The organism is Peptidiphaga gingivicola, from assembly GCF_001652275.1.
In the GTDB taxonomy this organism is placed as follows: Bacteria; Actinomycetota; Actinomycetes; order Actinomycetales; family Actinomycetaceae; genus Peptidiphaga; species Peptidiphaga gingivicola.
Genome location: NZ_LVZK01000001.1, coordinates 671,068 through 686,817 on the forward strand (window position 1 = coordinate 671,068; position 15,750 = coordinate 686,817).

Genomic DNA, 15,750 nt, shown 5'->3' on the forward strand with positions numbered 1-15,750 from the left:
TCAGGTCCGTTCCCTCACGAGAAGTAGCGGCGGATGACGAGGCCCGTTCCCACCAGGCTCAGAGAGACGGAGAAGACGACGCCCGTTCCCATGTCCAGACCGGTTTTGATGAGGGGCCGTTCCTCTGCGGCGCGCGCCATGGTGGGCAGGGCGACCGGAGTGCCGACGATCGGTGAGTTGATGCTCGAGCCCGGACGTCTGACGCGGGGCTTCCCCTTGCCGGAAGGCTGGCCGCCGTTGGGGTTGGCCGCTCCCGGATCGCCGCTCGGGGATTGGGAATCCGTCGGGCTCGGCGTCGCTGCGGGCGCCGAGGGCGAGATGGGCGGCACGACGACGCTCGGAGAGGACGGCGCAGCGCTCGGGGAGGCCTTCGCGCTGGGGGTGTCCGTCGGCGAAGGCTCGGTGCTTTCGGAGGGGCTCGGGCTCTCCGAGGGGCTGGCCGTCGGGCTCTCGCTGGGAGTCGGCGAGGGTTCCTCCGTGGGGGAGGCCGTCGTCGGCGAGGGGCTCGGTTCCGCGGTGCCGGTCGGCTCGCTCGACGGTTTGGGCGTTTCGACCGGTTTCGAGGGCATGGTTTCCGTCGGAGACGGAGCGGGGTGAGACGAAGGCGCTGTGGGCGTGGGCTCGGGCGGCGTCGTCGGGTCGGAGGCCAGCGAAGTTGCGCTCGGGCTCGGCGTGGGAGTGCTCGGGCTTGGTTCCGGCGCGGAGGCGCTGGGATTAGGCGTGGGCGAGCTTGGGTTCGGCTCCGGCGCGGAGGCGCTCGGGCTCGGCGCAGGGGTGCTCGGGCTCGGCTTAGGCGTGGGCTTCACATCCGAAGGCGGGCTGAGAACCTCCGTCGATACGGCGACGCCGTGGACCGTGTTCGCCTTGACGACGAAGGAGTTCCCCTTGTCGCCGTCGACGGTGTAGGAGGGGTCGCCCCACCGCACTCCCTCGGGCGCGCCGAGGGCGGCGGAGGAATCCTGCGTGACCGTGATCTTGGTTCCCGCGGGGAACTTCGATCCGGCGTCGACCTTCTGGCCGATGCCGGCGGCCAGCGAAAACGTTCCGGAGCGCTTGTCGGCAGCCAGGGTCCCCGGCGGATTCCAGCTCGGATAGTCGGAGGCCGTGGTTCCCGCGGGAAGCTCGTAGCGAGCCGTCACCGGGAAGGCGACGCGCCGCGGAATCGCCTCGGCGTGGGGGCCCGTTGCGCGCGACGTGACGGTGAACGACCCGTGCTGCGCGTCCACGAGCCCGCTGGAGGCGAAGGGGTCGGTGTACTTCGCGGCGGCGGCCTTGACGATCTTGGTCTTGCCGAGCCCGGCGGTGTTGACGTAGGCGAAGTTCGGCGTGATCCTCCCCTTGTCGGGCACGGTGGGATAGGCGATGCCGTAGTTGGTCTGCCCGCGCCACGGGCCGGTTATGGAAACCGTGGCGGTGGAGCCGTTGATCGAGACGGACATGTCGAAGTCGCCGTAGGCGGTGGTGTAGTCCGTTCCCGCGCCTCCGGTGACCCGGACGTCCCGAACTTCCTTGTCTCCCGCAGATCCGCGGTGGTAGAGGGCCCACTTCGAGGGGTCGGCGAACTTCTGGCCGGGCCCGATCGTGTCCGTGATCGTCACCGTCGAACGGGTGGCCCCGTCCGGCCGCATGTGCTGCCCGGTTTCCCTCAGCCGCTCGGCGACGTAGTCGGCCCCGAAGCTCACGGTCCAGAACACCGATCTGCTCTCGGACGTCAACGCGGGGGTGACTTTCGCGAACGTGTGCGGGTTGTAGCCCTTGGAGCGCTCGCGCACAGAACCGCCGGGAATGGCCAGCTTGTACTGGCCCCCGTTGATCGTGAAAGCGACCGGCGACGCCGTGGGGGCGAGAGCTGTCAGGCGCAGGCTGACCTTGCCCTTGGGCGCGGCGTATCCCCGGGCTTTCAAGGAGTCGACCGTTTTGTCGAAGGCGCAGTCGACCTCGTTGCGGCCGAGTTTGCACTGGCCGATCGCGGTCTGCTTTCCGGCGGCGTCGATCGTGAGGTCGGCTTGGGATCCGGGCTCCAGCGTGCGGAAGGAGGCCGGGATGCCGATCTTCATGGATTGTCCGGGAGCGATGTTCGCTTTGGCGGCGTCCCAGGCGAAAGAGAGCGATGCGTGGTCGCCGACGAGCATGGGATGCGACGCTTCGGCGGCGGTGAGCGGATCGCCGTTGGCATCTGTGCGGGTGAGCGTTGGTGAGGATATGGCAATGGCCGCGTTGACGTCTGCGTTCGATGGCGTGATGAACGCGGTCAGCGCGGTGACGAGGATGATGATCACCCCCGCTATCAAGGTCCGTGTGCCCATCGGTTTGCGTGATGAATGGGCCATAATGACTCCTTCGGTCGAAGCCATACTTAGTCCGTTAGGTAAGCGCGTGGTTAGTAGGTGGCATGTTTAATTAGAAACTAACTTATCAATGCATGTTTCCCTAGGGATCCCCCCAGGGGGGGAGGTCGCATGGGCAACACTCCCCATGTTACTACTTTTCGTTGATATTTAGCGATTTCTGGAAAGGAGCTCCGCAGGTGAGATTTAGGAGACCTTTCCCCTGGTTCTTTCTATCTTGGGAGCAAAATAAGCGGGCCCCGCTCTCGCGTGTCGGGAGAGCGGGGCAAGAATGCCCGGTAAACCGGGGAATCTAGGCTCGTCGCAGCCGCAGAGAGTTCGCCACCACGATGACGGACGAGCTCGCCATCGCCGCCGCCGCGATGCCGGGTACGATGAAACCGGCGACCGCCACGGGGATTGCCACGACGTTGTACCCGAAGGCCCAGGCCAAGTTTTCCTTGATAATTCGCAGGGTCTGCGCCGAGATGCGGATGGCCGCCCCGACGGAGCGGATGTCCGAACTCACGACTGTGATATCGGCCGCTTCCTTAGCGACGTCGGCGCCGGACCCCATGGCTATGGACAGATCTGCGCCGGCCAGGGCGGCGGCGTCGTTCACCCCGTCGCCGACCATGGCGACTTTCTGCCCGGCTGCCCGCAGCTCTTCGACGATCCCGACCTTGCCTTCAGGAAGGATCCCCGCGCGCACGTCGTCGATGCCGACCTCAGCGGCCACGGCCGACGCCGCAGCTTCGTTGTCGCCGGTCGCGAGGACCGGGTGCAGCCCGAGGGACTTCAGCTCGGCGACGGCGGCGGCGCTTTCCGGGCGAACGGCGTCGCGAATGTCAAACGCACCCAGCAGCGATCCTTCGAGCGCTACGCCGACGACGGACGCGCCCGGCTCGCCGCCGAGGCCCGACGCGCCTTCCACGCCTTCCTCGGCGAGCCAACGCGCCGTTCCGGCGGCGATTCTGCGGCCGTCAAGGATCCCCTCCACGCCGTTTCCGGCTCGAGCCGCAACCGATTCGACGGCTTTCGGCTCGATTCCGCGTTCGTGCGCCAGCGCGACGATTGCCTTGGCAATCGGATGCTCGGACCCGCGCTCGACGCCGGCCGCCGCCGCCAAGAGCTCGCGTTCGCCGACGCCCTCGGCGGGCCGGACGGCCGAAACGGCCATCGTGCCGGTGGTCAGCGTCCCGGTCTTGTCGAGGACGATCGTCTGGACGCCATGGGCCGATTCGAGGGTTTCCGGGCCCTTGATGAGGATGCCGAGGCGTGAGGCCCGGCCCGAGCCGACGAGCAGGGCCGTGGGAGTCGCCAGGCCCAGGGCGCACGGGCAGGCGACGACCAACACGGTGATCGCACTCGCCAGCGCCATTTCGAGCGGGTTGCCCAGAGCGAGCCTCGTTGCGAAGGCGATGGCGGCGATCGCGATGACGGCAGGGACGAAGACGGCCGAGACCTTGTCGGCCAGACGCTGGACCGGCGCCTTCCCCGTCTGTGCCTCGGTGAGGAGCCTGCCCATTCTGGCCAGGGTCGTCTCCTCGCCGACCCGCACAGCCCGCACGGTCAGGGCTCCAAAGGTGTTGACGGCGCCGCCTGTCAGCTTGCTGCCGGGGCCGACGTCTACGGGAATCGACTCGCCCGTCAGGAGGGAGGCGTCGACGGCCGACTCGCCTTCCACGACCAATCCGTCGGTGGCCACCGTCTCTCCGGGGCGAACGAGGAACTCGTCGCCGACTTCCAACTCCGCGGCGTCGATCGTCTCCTCGACGACGCCGCCGCCTTCCCGGCGCACCCGAGTGGCCGTAGTCGGCGCGAGGTCGAGCAGAGAGCGCAGGGCGTCGCCCGCGCTTCGGCGCGAGCGCGACTCCAGCCAGCGGCCGAGGAGGAGGAACGTCACGATGAAGGCCGCCGACTCGAAGTACAGATGCGGCGTTCCCGAGTGGCCGAGTCCGTGGATGCCGGTCATGCCCATGGTGTAGCCGATCCTTCCGGCGCCGCCCCACAGGAGGGCCCACGCGCTCCACCCCATCGACGCGAGGATGCCCAGGGCGACAAGCGTGTCCATCGTCGTCGAGCCGTGCCGCCCGGCCCGCCAGGCCGCCTTCAGGAAAGGCCAGCCGCACCAGAAGGCGACGGGGAGGGAAAGCGCGCCGACGGCCCATTGCCAGCCCGGGAACTGCCAGGCAGGGGCCATCGACACCGCGACGATCGGCGTCGAGAGGACGAGGGCCGCCCAGAATCGACGTCGAAGGTCCGCCACGCGAGCCGAGGCCGCGCGGGCCGCGGCCTCCTCGGCCCCTCGGGCCGCCTCGCTTGCCTGGACGGTGCGTTCTCCGGCGTCGTCCGTTGTGATTCTCCGCAGAACCGTGGCGCCGTATCCGGCTTTCTCAACTGTGCCGACGAGGTCGGCGTCGGAAGGCCCGGCCGCGTCCGCCCACTCGACGTGCGCCTTCTCGGTGGCGAGGTTGACGATCGCCGTGACTCCGGGGATCTTGTTGAGTTTCTTCTCCACGCGGGCCACGCACGAGGCGCAGGTCATCCCGGTGACGGCCAGCTCGACCTCGGTCTGCGGCCGCGCCGGATCCGCGCTGGATCGCGCCGGATCTGCGCCGGGTTGCATTGGATCCGCGCCGGATTGGGTCGGATCCGCGTGTCGGAGCCGCGCTCGATCGACGGTCTGCGGTTGAGCCCTGTCGGCGCGATCGGACGGTTGCCCAGGGGCGTTCCGAGATCGTCGCCTATCGGCCTCCTCGGACTGTGCTCGATTTGCGGTTGACGTCATAGCGTCGGCGCTCCTCTCCCGCGCGTGCATTGTTTCAGGACTGTCAGCGAACGATCGACTCGACCTCGTATCCGCCGGCCTCGTCAATCGCCTCCTTGAGGGTGGCGTCGGGGATGTCGGCGTTCGTGTACACGAGAACCTTGGACGTTCCGCCTTTTGCGAGGGTCACCGAAACGTTGACGACGTCGGGAAGGGCCTTGAGCTCCTCGGTCACATGTGAAACGCAATGCTCGCAAGTCATACCGGTGACGCCAAGCTCGATGGTTCGGTCGAATGTCATGTCTGTTCACTCCTTTGCTCGCGGCGCTCCATGCGCCGACACATGCTTCAACGCACGTGCCCCTCCCGGTATTTCAGAGACGGTGTTTCACAGGCCGCCGTCGTCGCCGGGATCAGTGAGCCGCGACGCCCATTCGGGCGGGTTCGGGCGCGGGAACGCCTCCATCTCGGCCGCCCAGGCCTGAGGGGTGATGGATTCGACGAGCGGAGGCGTCTCCTCGTATGTGACGTTGAGCTTCGTCTCGCCGGATGCGCTTGCCTGCAAGGTGAAGGCCAGCGGCGCGCCGCGTTCCGGGGTGGCCGCGAGCTTCTTGATCTGCCCCAGGTATTCGAGGACGGCGCTGGGAAGCAGGGAGATCTCTTCGACGACGCCGCCGTAGACGGGGCGGCGAGGCCTGCCGCTGCGCGCTCGCCGGCTTCCCGGCCCCCGGTGGGCGCCGTCGTCGGCGCTCGCGCTCCGATCCTCGGACGAGGAGGCTTCGGAACCGGCCCCGGAAGGCGGAGCGGCTTGCGAGGGCGAGCCGCCTCCGGAAGGCGGAGCGGCCTCGAAGGGGTCGGCAGAAGCCGGGATGAAGAAATTGCCTCCGTAGCGAAACTGCCCGCCGACTATCTGAACGATGAGAGTGCACGTGCGCCATCCTTCGGGCGCGACGTTCTCGATGAGTGCGTGGATGTCCTTGAGGAGGGAATCGACGTCGTAGTTCGACCGCTCCCGAAGCGACAGCGTCGTGACCGCGGGGAACGTCGAAACGTCCCAGGTTTCGGGCCGGCCTTCTCTCGCGACGGCCTTCTCCATCTCGTCCATCGGCATGACGCAGAAAAACGCACCGGGGCAGATGCGGAGCACCCTGTTGCCGATCGCGTAGGGCGCGTCGACGAGGAGGGCGAATCCGAGGGCCTCCATTCCGTTGGGGGAGTTCGCGAGGCGGGTCACCCGAACGGGCACCCCGCGGGCCAGGGCCGACAGGTAGTTTTCGTAGACGTTCAGGCCGTCGCGGTACTCGATGCGCTTGGCCCACAGGCCCGTCGACAACCTCTCGAATCCGCTTTCGGGCGGCTTTTGGGGGCTGACGAGGGTGACGGCGGTCGGCTTTCCTCCGTCGGTTTCGACGTCGACGGCGGCGGTTCCCCATTCGCGCTTGACCACGGGCCCCATGAGCTTGCTCGGTTTGGCCGCGACGAACTCTCCCGTCCGGGCGTTCTCCCACCCCCAGGCGACGCCGTGGTAGACGGCCGCAAGCTCCGGGTTCGGGTCTCCGGGGCGGAAGCGCCACAGTTCGGAGCCGCGGGTCAGGCGCCCCGGCTCTATCCACAGAAGTTCCGCCGTCGCGCCGCCCGCGCTGACGACGCCGGACGGATCGTATGGGGCGTCTTCCGTGACGCCGCCCAAAAAGGCGTCCGGGTGCAGCGGGCCGACCGCGCGCCGGGTGTGGACGAACGGGTCGATGGGCGCTTTCAGGATGTGCAGCGGCTCGTCGGCCGGGAAGTTCGCCTCGTTCACTTTGCACAGGAGAAGCTCGCGCAGGCAGCCGGCGTCGCGCACGTCCTCGACGCTTGCCGCGTCGACGGCGAATCCGCAGAAATCCTCCGCCCCCTCGGAAAGATACCTGTTGGCCTGCCAGGGGGTGACGGCCAGCTGGTAAACGACGCTCATTGGGCTCCTTCGCTCGTCGGGTTGGTGTTCTTGATCTTCACGGTTTCGCCTGCCTTATCGAGGTTCGCCGTTCGGCGCCCTCGATTGAGAGGCTCGGTTCGGCCCGTCCGATCTTCATCGGTCCATGAGGCGCCGAGCCCATTCGGGCTCTTCGTCGCGGGGGAAATATTCGAGTTCCTCCTGCCAGTCTTCGGGCGCGATGTGCTCGAGCATGGGAGGGTATTCGTCTGGGAAGGGGATCATCTCGGTGTTTTCGAGGTCTCCTCGGAAGACGCTGAGGGCGTAGGCGAGCGGGGCGCCTTGTCCTTGCAGGGCGTGGAGCACTTTGATCTGCGCGAGGTACTTGAGGATCGCGACGGGGAGCGCGTCAGGGTGGAGGGCTCCCGCTGCGCGAGACGCTTGCACGAACGGATTGGCGGGCACTTCGAGTACGTGCATCGGCTCGGAAGCAGAGAACTGCGCGGGCGCTATGGCTCCGCAGAACAGGTCGATGAAGTCGCCCACCTCAGTCACGCCGCTCACCTGGGCGGCGTCGATCGCGAAACCGCAGAAGTCCTCTTTGCCGCCCTCGATGTAGGACCGCGCGCGCCAGGGGGCTATCGCCATTCGGTAGCCGACGTCGATCCGATAGTCTTCGTAGTTTTCGTCCACGGAAGCAGCCTCCGTCCGATTGACGTCTTCACTCTATCGGGAGCGGAGCAACCCGCGCGCCGAGCGTCCAGGCTTTGGGCGGGTTGAGATGCCCTGTCGGCGTGCGTTTCGGCGGCGCCGCCTCTCAGTTTTCGGCGGGCACGGCCTCGCGCTTGCGCCTGTTGGAGCGGATGCGCAGCGCAACCCACAGGGCGCCGCCGAGCAGGCAGACGACTATCGTGACCTTCGTCAGTATCCCGACGTAGCCTTCCACCTTCGTCCAATTCGAGCCGAGGGCGTGGCCGGCCCAGATGAGGATCGTGTTCCACACCGCGGACCCCGCCGTCGTCAGGGCGGTGAACTTCCAGAAGCCCATGCGCGTCACGCCCGCCGGAATCGAGATGAGGGAGCGGAAGATCGGTATCATTCGGCCGAAAAAGACCGTCCAGGTTCCCCTCCGGTCGAAGAACGCCTCGGTTTTTTCGATGTCCGAGGTCTTGACCAGCGGGAGTTTGCCCATGAGCTTGCGCGTCCGCTCCCTGCCGAGCAGAGCGCCGACGCCGTAGAGCGCCCACGCGCCGACCACCGATCCCGCGGTGCACCACAGAATCGCCCCGAGCAGCGTGAAGTTGGCGCTTCCGGTGCCCGCCGTGAAGCCCGCCAGCGGAAGGATCACTTCCGAGGGGAGCGGCGGGAACAGATTCTCCAGCGCGATGAGGGACGCGGCGCCGAGTCCGCCGAGGTCGTTCATAATGTCGACCGCCCATCCGGCGATGCCTGAGAGCGCCTGAGGATCGGCCGACGACGACGCGGCGGCAAGGAATCGATGCACGAGGTCTCCTTGTTCTCTCTACGTTTCTTTCCACTCTATCGACCCAGCACGCTTCGCCGACGCGATTGCACGCTGGCTCGATCGACGGTTGTGCAGTACCCGTTCGATACGTTCGGCCTCGCTCGCATCACTCGCCGCATGAGCCGCTCGAGAAGTGAAAGGCCTCCAATAGTTTGACAGCCGAGTCTGGGAAGCGGCTGCAGTTTGCATGTGATCTGACTCCCGTCTTGACGGAGGCCCTCGACCGCCGGAGACCTTGACCGTCAGAGACCTCGATCCGTCCCGAAGCGAAGATGGCTCCGGTCTGGAGGAAGCGTTTCGTCGCGCCGGAAATCGCCTGCCATTGTCAGCGGCGCCCCGCATTGGCGGCGACTGACTGGACCGCCTGGCGTGACTGGATCGTCTGGCGTTTCCCGGACCGCCTGGTGCTGCCTGGACCGTCTGGCGTTGGCGGCGTCTGGCGTGCCTGGACCGCCTGGCGTCGGAGGAACTGCCGCGTTTTGACCGGAACATCGCTGCTCTGGCGGGGCTGACCCCTCGAGCTGACACCCCGATGGGACGGAAAGCAGGGGGAAGCGCAGCGTGCTTTTCTCTGTCCTATAGGCGGCCGTCGGGGTCTTATAGGTGACTGTCGGGCTCGGATGCCTCCTCGCGCTCGGCTGGCGCCGCGTGCCCGGCTTGGCCGGTGGCCGCCTCCTCGCTGGGCTGTGCGGCGCCGTCGGGGTGAGCGGCGTCGCCGGGATGCGGCTGCGTGGCGCCGGTGAAATGCCCCGCGCCGCTGAAGTGCGTGGCGCCGTCGAGGAATCCGACCAGCCGAGCGGCCAGCCCGGTGTAGCTCGCAGGTGTCAGCGCCGTCAGGCGCGCTGCGACGTCGTCGGGCATGCCCAACGAAGCGATCGCTTCGCGCATGTCCTCGGCCGTGACCTTGCGCCCCCGCGTCAGCTCCTTCAGACGTTCGTAGGGGTTGCCCATTCCGGTGGCGCCGCCGAGCCCGGCTGCGCGCATGGCCTGCTGGATCGGCTCGCCCAGAACCTCCCACGAGGCGTCGAGGTCCTCGGCGAGCCTTTGCGGGTTGGGGTCCACGCCGGCGAGCCCGCGCACGAGGTTGTCGAGAGCCAGCAGCGAGTGTCCGAAGGCGACGCCGATGTTGCGCTGCGTCGTCGAATCTGTCAGGTCGCGCTGAAGCCGTGAGGTGACGAGCGTTTCGGCGAGCGTCTCGAACAGCGCCGAGGAGACCTCGAGGTTCGCCTCGGCGTTTTCGAAGCGGATGGGATTGACCTTGTGCGGCATCGTCGAGGAGCCGGTTGTGCCCTGGGCTGCCAGGTTTTGGTGGAAGTAGTCGAGCGAGATGTACGTCCACATGTCGGTGGCGAGGTTGTGGGCGATGCGGTTCGCGTGGACGACGTCGGAGAAGAGGTCCGCCTGCCAGTCGTGCGGCTCGATCTGGGTGGTCAGCGGGTTCCACACGAGGCCGAGGCCTTCGACGAAGGCTCGCGAGAGGGCGGGCCAGTCGACGTCGGGCAGGGCGGCGACGTGCGCGCCGAAGGTCCCGGTGGCGCCGTTGATCTTGCCCAGGTAGTCGGCGCTGGCGATCCTGCGGAGCTGGCGGCTCAGGCGGTGGGCGAAGACGGCCATTTCCTTGCCGACGGTGGTGGGTGTGGCCGTCTGCCCGTGCGTGCGCGAAAGCATGGCCAGATCCGCGTGCGCGTGCGCGAGTTCGGCGAGGGCGTCGTGGAGTTTGAGCGCAGCGGGGAACCACACGTCGGTCACCGCGCCCTTGATGCACAGGGCGTAGGCGAGGTTGTTGACGTCCTCGGAGGTGCACAGAGCATGGACCATTTCGGTCAGGCTGGGAAGGGCGGTGTTCGGCCCGACGACGTCGGGCGCCGCCTCCATCCGGCGTTTGATGAGATACTCCACGGCCTTGACGTCGTGCTTCGTCTCGGCCTCGATGGCGGCGTGCTCGGCTATCTCCGCTTCGCCGAACTTTTGGGGGATCGCCCGCAGGTAGGCGACGTCGGCCTCGGAGACGACGGGGGCTCCCGGGAACACCTCGTTTTGCGAAAGGAAGATGAGCCATTCCACCTCGACGGCGATTCTGGCGCGATTGAGCGCGGCCTCGGAAAGGAAGGCGGTGAGCGGGGCAACGGTTTCGCGGTAACGGCCGTCCAAGGGCCCGAGCGTAATCATGGCGTCATTCTCCCACGGACGGCGGGGCGGCGTGCGGACGGCGGGCGGTTGCCCGTGTGGACAACGAGTCGGCGTGCCGCATTCGTTTGCGCAGCCGGGCGCGGGGCGGCGCTCAGATGTATCGCCGGGCTTCGTCGACGGTTTGCCGCCCGTAGCCGCCGCCGAACAGCGCGGCGTGGACGATGAGAATGTGGAGCCGATGCAGGCCCACGCGCTCGCGCCATCCGTCGGCAAGGGGCGAGGCCTCGTTGTAGGCCGAGTAGATGCGGTCGACGAAGGGCGCGCCGAACACCGTCAGCTGTGCGAGGTCGGATTCGGCGTGCCCGCCGTGGCAGGCCGGGTCGATGAGGACGCCGACGACGTCGTCCCGGCGGTTTCTCGCGCTGCCCGTCTTTTCCGCGACGCCAAGGCCTTCGGCGGCTTCTTCCGCTGCGGCGAGCCCTTCGGCCGCGATTTCCGCCGATTCGCGCGAGGCCCACATGACGTTTCCCGCCCACAGGTCGCCGTGGAGGAGGGCTGCGTCCGTGCTGACGGACGCGGGCTGCGGCGCGTCGAATTCGCCGTCGTTCAGGCGTTCCGCCAAACGTTCGAGGACGGCCGTGCCTTCGGCGCCGATGGATCCGTTTCGTCGGGCGTCGACGAGGTAGGGCAGGAGCCTGTCTTGCGCATAGAACTCGCCGAAGCGGCGGGAGAGGCCGGGGCCGACGAGGGGGAGCGCGGCTGCGCCCATGACGCCGTCGCTCGCGGCGCCGTCGGCGTTGACGAGGCCGGCGGGCGCCTGGCCGAACACCCTCGAACCCTCGGGGCAGAAGGCGTGGGTGGCGGCGAGCCGGCGGCCGAACTCCTCCGCCGCTGCGGGGGAGGCTGTGACGGCGGAAAGCCTTGCCGTGTCGAGGCTCGTGGCTGTTGCTCGGAGGAGACGCACGACCGGTGCACCGCCGGCTCGCGCGGCGCGCGCCAGATCGGCCAAACCGGCTGCCTCCGCGGCCGTCGCCTGCTTGCTCGCGCGTTTGGTGAAGCTCGCATTCATAACCTAGCAATGTTACTCGACCACTCGGCAATTCTGTCAATGGGCAACGCTTCCGTAGGATTAGACTGCGCTACGTCGCTCGTAGTGCAACAATAGTCCGTAGGTTTCACAAGGCGCCCTCGAAGAATCTGTTGGGCGCTCGGTGAACCCAATAAGCACGCGGCATCAAGGAGAGATAGCGGCTGAGGCCTTCGTGGATCTGGCGAGTCTGGAGGCTGCTGCTCAGCATTCCAAGGAGGCGTCGGGTTCCGGAGCTCTCGGGAAGGACCCGATGGACGCTGATTCGGGGTTCCAGCAGGTTACGCCGGAGGACTCCAAAACGAGGGTCACAGGGTATTCTGGCTATCTCGTCGACGGGAGCAAGGCGCAGGAACAGATTGCGAAGGTCATAGTCGCCAAGGGGTGGACGCTGTGAAGGCGGGGCGTCGTATTCGTTTCGCTCTCCTGGCTGTTGTCCTCGGCCTCGCAGGATGTTCATCGGATGCTACGCCTTCGACGGAGCCGACAGCGGGGAAGAAGGCGGACCCCTTCGATTTCAATAGCCGCCCATACTACTACGGAAAGAAGCCCTTTAAAGATCGAGTCGATATCCGAACGGCAGATGCTGATCTGCGGGCTGCGCTAGGTCGCGTGCGCGGTCGAATTGACGCGGAGTTTGGCAAACAGGACTGGACCTGGATAAAGGAACCAGTCAATGTCTTTTACGGATGCGCTGACGGCAAGAATGAGGGAGGAGAATATAACAACGCTCAAGGTAAAACGTACGGTATTCCAATGGACAAGTTCTCTCGTATTCATAAGATCTTCAAGGAGGAGGTTGAACCTCTTGGTTTCACCACTGTCGTCGAGATTTCTGACAAAGGGGACAAGAGCTTCGACTATTACAACGAGGGCGACGGTGGCTACATCAATATGGGCATGACCCGCGAGGAAGTCTTCGGTATGTGGTACACGACCGGATGTCGGCCGGCTCCCGCGGGATCGACGCCTGATCCCGATAGGCGTTTGGATACCCCGACTCCAAGCGAGTCTGCTACAGCATCGCCCTGAACCGACAGAGTCCGTTGGTTCGATCACCCAAACCTGTCGTGCGTCTTATAGGGCTCACTTGAAGGTGCGAATTCTGCGGCGTGCGCTTGCGCGTGTGGGCTGTACGGATTGGGCTCGTGATCGGCGGTTCTTAGCGGATCGGCATGCCTGCTTGCGTGGGGCTGCACGCTGCCTTAGCCCAGCCTCCTCTGACGTCGTCATCATGCTTGCCTGTATTTGCGGATGTCCGCACGCGAGGCTGAAAGCGTGCTTGAGCCCAGGAAACAGTATTGGCGGGAGGCGCTCCATGCCAACGCCTCCCGCCAAATGCCACCGTCGAAGTGTCAAGCGGCGAAGGGAACGAACCGCTTGAGCCGGGCGGCGATGCTTGCCTGTCTGTGCATGCCACCACCTTTCTTCGTCGGCTCACTGCACACAACACATTCATCGCATCTGCTGAACTGACAAGCGCTGACCGTTAGGATCGCTTGCTCGTCCTGCTGACATCATCTATACAACCCTCCTATCCTTAGGCGGTCATGAGTTAATCCTGGGAAACCCCGGGGAAGCCTATGGCGCGGGTGGCGTCTTAGAGTGCCTGTGCTGCACCCCTCGGCGTGCTCAGCAGGGCTTCCTAGGGCGTTCGTTGCGGCATCCGCGCGAGCGACAATGGCGTCAACCTGCCCGGGGCCTCGTTTGCATTGCGGTTCGCGGCGGGTCCGGGGCAGTGCCAAGGCGTGGCTTGCCGACTGATCGGGGGTCGGCACTCGGGTGCGCGTATCGGCTTCCAGAACGCTCGAGACGTCCCTCGGTGCGCTCGAGTCGACATTGAGACCGCGCCTTCTCCGTGCGCTACACCACCGGATGCCGCCCGTTTCCCAAGGACGCCTCCGCTGCGAACGTCGGCCGCGCCGAAGCCGAGGCGTCCGGTGCGCGTGGAAGCGTTGGGGCCGATGCGGACGGCGTCGACGCCCTCAATTCGGGGCGGGCGGGAGGCACGGATTGGCGGCTTGGGAACGCCGAGTCGTTCGGACCGAGCATTGGGGAGCCGAAGGTTGGACGGCACAGCGAGGCTGCCTCGCCGGACGGGAAACCCACGTCCACGTCGAACGCTCCCAATGCGACTGAGCAGGAACGGGATGCGGGGGACGGTTGGACCTCGCGCTGGCCGATGGCCGACGATTGATGCGGTTGGCAGGGGCTCTCTTGTGGGAGCCCCTGCCAACTGCGTCAGAAGCCAACCGCATCAGAATAGGTGGCCGCTGTGTGCGAAACTCGTGTGGCCGCCTTGTGCAAAGCTTGAGTCGCCTTGCGTAAAGCCTGAGTGGCCTTGCGCAAAGCTTAAGCGGACGCCGCATGAGGGAGGCGACCCGGATTTGAAGCTGCGAGGGGCTTTGCCCCCGGGCGGCTTCCGTCTGTGGGAGACCGTCCGCCTATCGGATACCGTCCGCTTGCGGAAAACCGCCCCGCTTGGCGAGACGATCCGGCTTGGCGTCGGCCGATTGCAGATCGGCCGACGCCAAGCGGCGGGAGGGCACCGTCGGCAGGGTCACTGCCACGTCGCCGTCGTCGGGTCGACGCCGTTTGCCCTCGCATTCTCGTCGATGATCGACTTCAGCCAGTCGGTGAGGCCGGGCTCGATCTCGTCGTAGTACTGGCGGAACCGGTCGTCCGTGACGTACCCGCGCGCGATGAGCACGTGCTTGGAATGCGTCACGTCGAACCACGTGCCGAGCGAAGCGCGGTGGGCCTCGGCGAGCTCATTCGCCCGATCCGAGCCGGGCTTGACGCCGTCGCGCTTGGCCTGCCCCAAGGACTGCTCGAGTGCTTGGGTGTCTCTGCCGACTCTGAACCAGTCCTGTGGCGTCATCTTCGCCTTGACGGCCTCGGACTGGCGCCATTCCGGGGTGTCGCCCCACTTGGCCTGAGCTTCCTCTTGCCACGCGGGATCCCAGCCGCCGAAGTGTTCTGCCTTCTGAGCGGGGTCGAGATTCGTTCCCATCTTCATTGTCTCCATAATCTGGTCTACTGCGGAGACTTTCTGCCGCAGATGGGAGATGCGTTCGAGGAGCAGTTCGCGTTGCCTGGCCAGATGCGCGAGCTCGTCCAGGCCCGGCTCGTCGAGCAGCTCGGCGATCCGCGCCAGGGCCATGCCGGTTTCCCGGTACAGGCACACGCGCTGGACGCGCTCCACGTCTTCCCGGGTGTACAGCCTGTAGCCGGACCACGAACGCAAGCTCGGTGTCACCAAGCCGATTTCGTCCCAGTGGTGAAGCGTGCGAACGCTGATGCCCACGAGGTCGGCGACCTGGCCCACGGTCAGCTCCTGCATGTTCTCTCCCATGGCTCTAGCTTCCAACCTCACGTCGCGTGAGGGTCAAACGCGGCGCAAAAACGGCGAAAGGGGCGTCTCGGTTTGGGGTTGCAGCGGCCGCGGGAAGGGCGCGGCCCCGCGGATGACGGAGCATGACCGCGAGAAACCGGAAGTTGCGACGGACTGCGACCTGACCGGGTGCGGCCGCGAGAGGCCGAAAGCGACGCCCAGAAGGCACGCGCCGGAGGCCTAGCGTCGCCGGTACTCCTCCGGGAGTAGCGCGTCGGTGAAGGTGTTGAACAAGGACAGGAGGATTCCTCCCATAATCGCCGCCACCCAGGTGGTCACGGTCACGCCTATGTCGAACCCGGCGGTGAGAGTCGCGGTGAGCTTGAGCATTGCGGCGTTGACTATCAAGAAGAACAGGCCCAACGTCAGAATGTACAGCGGTATCGACAAGATCACCAGAATCGGGCGGACCAGGCAGTTGACGACGCCGAGGACCGCTCCCCCCGCCAAGAGGTAGAGGGCGATGTCCCGATTGGTGCCCAAGCCGTGCAGGCTGATGCCCGGTACGAAAAGCACACATAGCCACAGGCCGAGGGCGTTGATTGCTGCGCGAACTAGGTATCTCATGCAGCAATCCTAAGGCTGAGCGCTGGAATTTGCCTGGG

At 66.3% G+C, this 15,750-nt stretch carries 13 protein-coding genes; 3 read left to right on the forward strand and 10 right to left on the reverse strand.

Translation table 11 applies throughout. The features are described from left to right. Positions 1-14: 14 nt before the first annotated feature. The 8 genes from A4H34_RS02715 to A4H34_RS02750 all read right to left on the reverse strand — a co-directional run bounded on the left by A4H34_RS02715 (position 15) and on the right by A4H34_RS02750 (position 11,733). Complete coding sequence (locus A4H34_RS02715) at positions 15-2,330, reverse strand: DUF7926 domain-containing protein (protein ID WP_156510226.1); 2,316 nt, start codon at positions 2,328-2,330, stop codon at positions 15-17. A 310-nt stretch (positions 2,331-2,640) separates the two neighbouring features. Beyond that, the gene (locus A4H34_RS02720) at positions 2,641-4,956 is read right to left on the reverse strand and encodes a heavy metal translocating P-type ATPase (protein ID WP_009197885.1); all 2,316 of its coding nucleotides are present in this window, start codon (positions 4,954-4,956) and stop codon (positions 2,641-2,643) included. A gap of 205 nt (positions 4,957-5,161) precedes the next feature. Beyond that, the gene (locus A4H34_RS02725) at positions 5,162-5,398 is read right to left on the reverse strand and encodes a heavy-metal-associated domain-containing protein (protein ID WP_009197883.1); all 237 of its coding nucleotides are present in this window, start codon (positions 5,396-5,398) and stop codon (positions 5,162-5,164) included. A gap of 87 nt (positions 5,399-5,485) precedes the next feature. Then, the gene (locus tag A4H34_RS02730) at positions 5,486-7,051 is read right to left on the reverse strand and encodes a hypothetical protein (protein WP_064230996.1); all 1,566 of its coding nucleotides are present in this window, start codon (positions 7,049-7,051) and stop codon (positions 5,486-5,488) included. A 114-nt stretch (positions 7,052-7,165) separates the two neighbouring features. Further along, positions 7,166-7,702, reverse strand: coding sequence for a hypothetical protein (locus A4H34_RS02735; protein ID WP_064230997.1), 537 nt, complete (start codon positions 7,700-7,702; stop codon positions 7,166-7,168). 124 nt (positions 7,703-7,826) lie between these two features. Beyond that, positions 7,827-8,513: a DedA family protein gene (locus tag A4H34_RS02740; protein ID WP_009197880.1), complete on the reverse strand. Its 687-nt coding sequence runs from the start codon at positions 8,511-8,513 to the stop codon at positions 7,827-7,829. Between the two features lie 618 nt (positions 8,514-9,131). Next, positions 9,132-10,703 carry an adenylosuccinate lyase gene (purB, locus tag A4H34_RS02745; protein ID WP_064230998.1) on the reverse strand — a complete coding sequence of 524 codons (1,572 nt, stop codon included), beginning with the start codon at positions 10,701-10,703 and terminating at the stop codon, positions 9,132-9,134. 112 nt (positions 10,704-10,815) lie between these two features. Beyond that, the gene (locus A4H34_RS02750; protein ID WP_064230999.1) at positions 10,816-11,733 is read right to left on the reverse strand and encodes a fructosamine kinase family protein; all 918 of its coding nucleotides are present in this window, start codon (positions 11,731-11,733) and stop codon (positions 10,816-10,818) included. A 142-nt stretch (positions 11,734-11,875) separates the two neighbouring features. Here A4H34_RS02750 and A4H34_RS02755 point away from each other — a divergent pair, with 142 nt between their 5' ends. The 3 genes from A4H34_RS02755 to A4H34_RS02765 all read left to right on the forward strand — a co-directional run bounded on the left by A4H34_RS02755 (position 11,876) and on the right by A4H34_RS02765 (position 13,948). Continuing rightward, positions 11,876-12,148 carry a hypothetical protein gene (locus A4H34_RS02755; RefSeq protein WP_156510227.1) on the forward strand — a complete coding sequence of 91 codons (273 nt, stop codon included), beginning with the start codon at positions 11,876-11,878 and terminating at the stop codon, positions 12,146-12,148. Beyond that, a complete protein-coding gene (locus tag A4H34_RS02760) occupies positions 12,136-12,783 on the forward strand; it encodes an LppA family lipoprotein (RefSeq protein WP_064231001.1) in 648 nt (215 codons plus the stop codon). The genes A4H34_RS02755 and A4H34_RS02760 overlap by 13 nt, the downstream gene beginning before the upstream one ends. Before the next feature lie 826 nt (positions 12,784-13,609). After that, positions 13,610-13,948, forward strand: a complete 339-nt coding sequence (locus A4H34_RS02765; protein WP_064231002.1) for a hypothetical protein — start codon at positions 13,610-13,612, stop codon at positions 13,946-13,948. 363 nt (positions 13,949-14,311) lie between these two features. Here A4H34_RS02765 and A4H34_RS02770 read toward each other — a convergent pair whose 3' ends face one another. Together A4H34_RS02770 and A4H34_RS02775 are read right to left on the reverse strand one after the other, a co-directional pair. Beyond that, on the reverse strand, positions 14,312-15,106 hold the full coding sequence (locus A4H34_RS02770) for a MerR family transcriptional regulator (RefSeq protein ID WP_064231003.1): 795 nt from the start codon (positions 15,104-15,106) through the stop codon (positions 14,312-14,314). Between the two features lie 219 nt (positions 15,107-15,325). Then, positions 15,326-15,712 (reverse strand): phage holin family protein, encoded by a 387-nt coding sequence (locus A4H34_RS02775; protein WP_064231004.1) that lies wholly within the window; start codon positions 15,710-15,712, stop codon positions 15,326-15,328. Positions 15,713-15,750 lie beyond the last annotated feature (38 nt).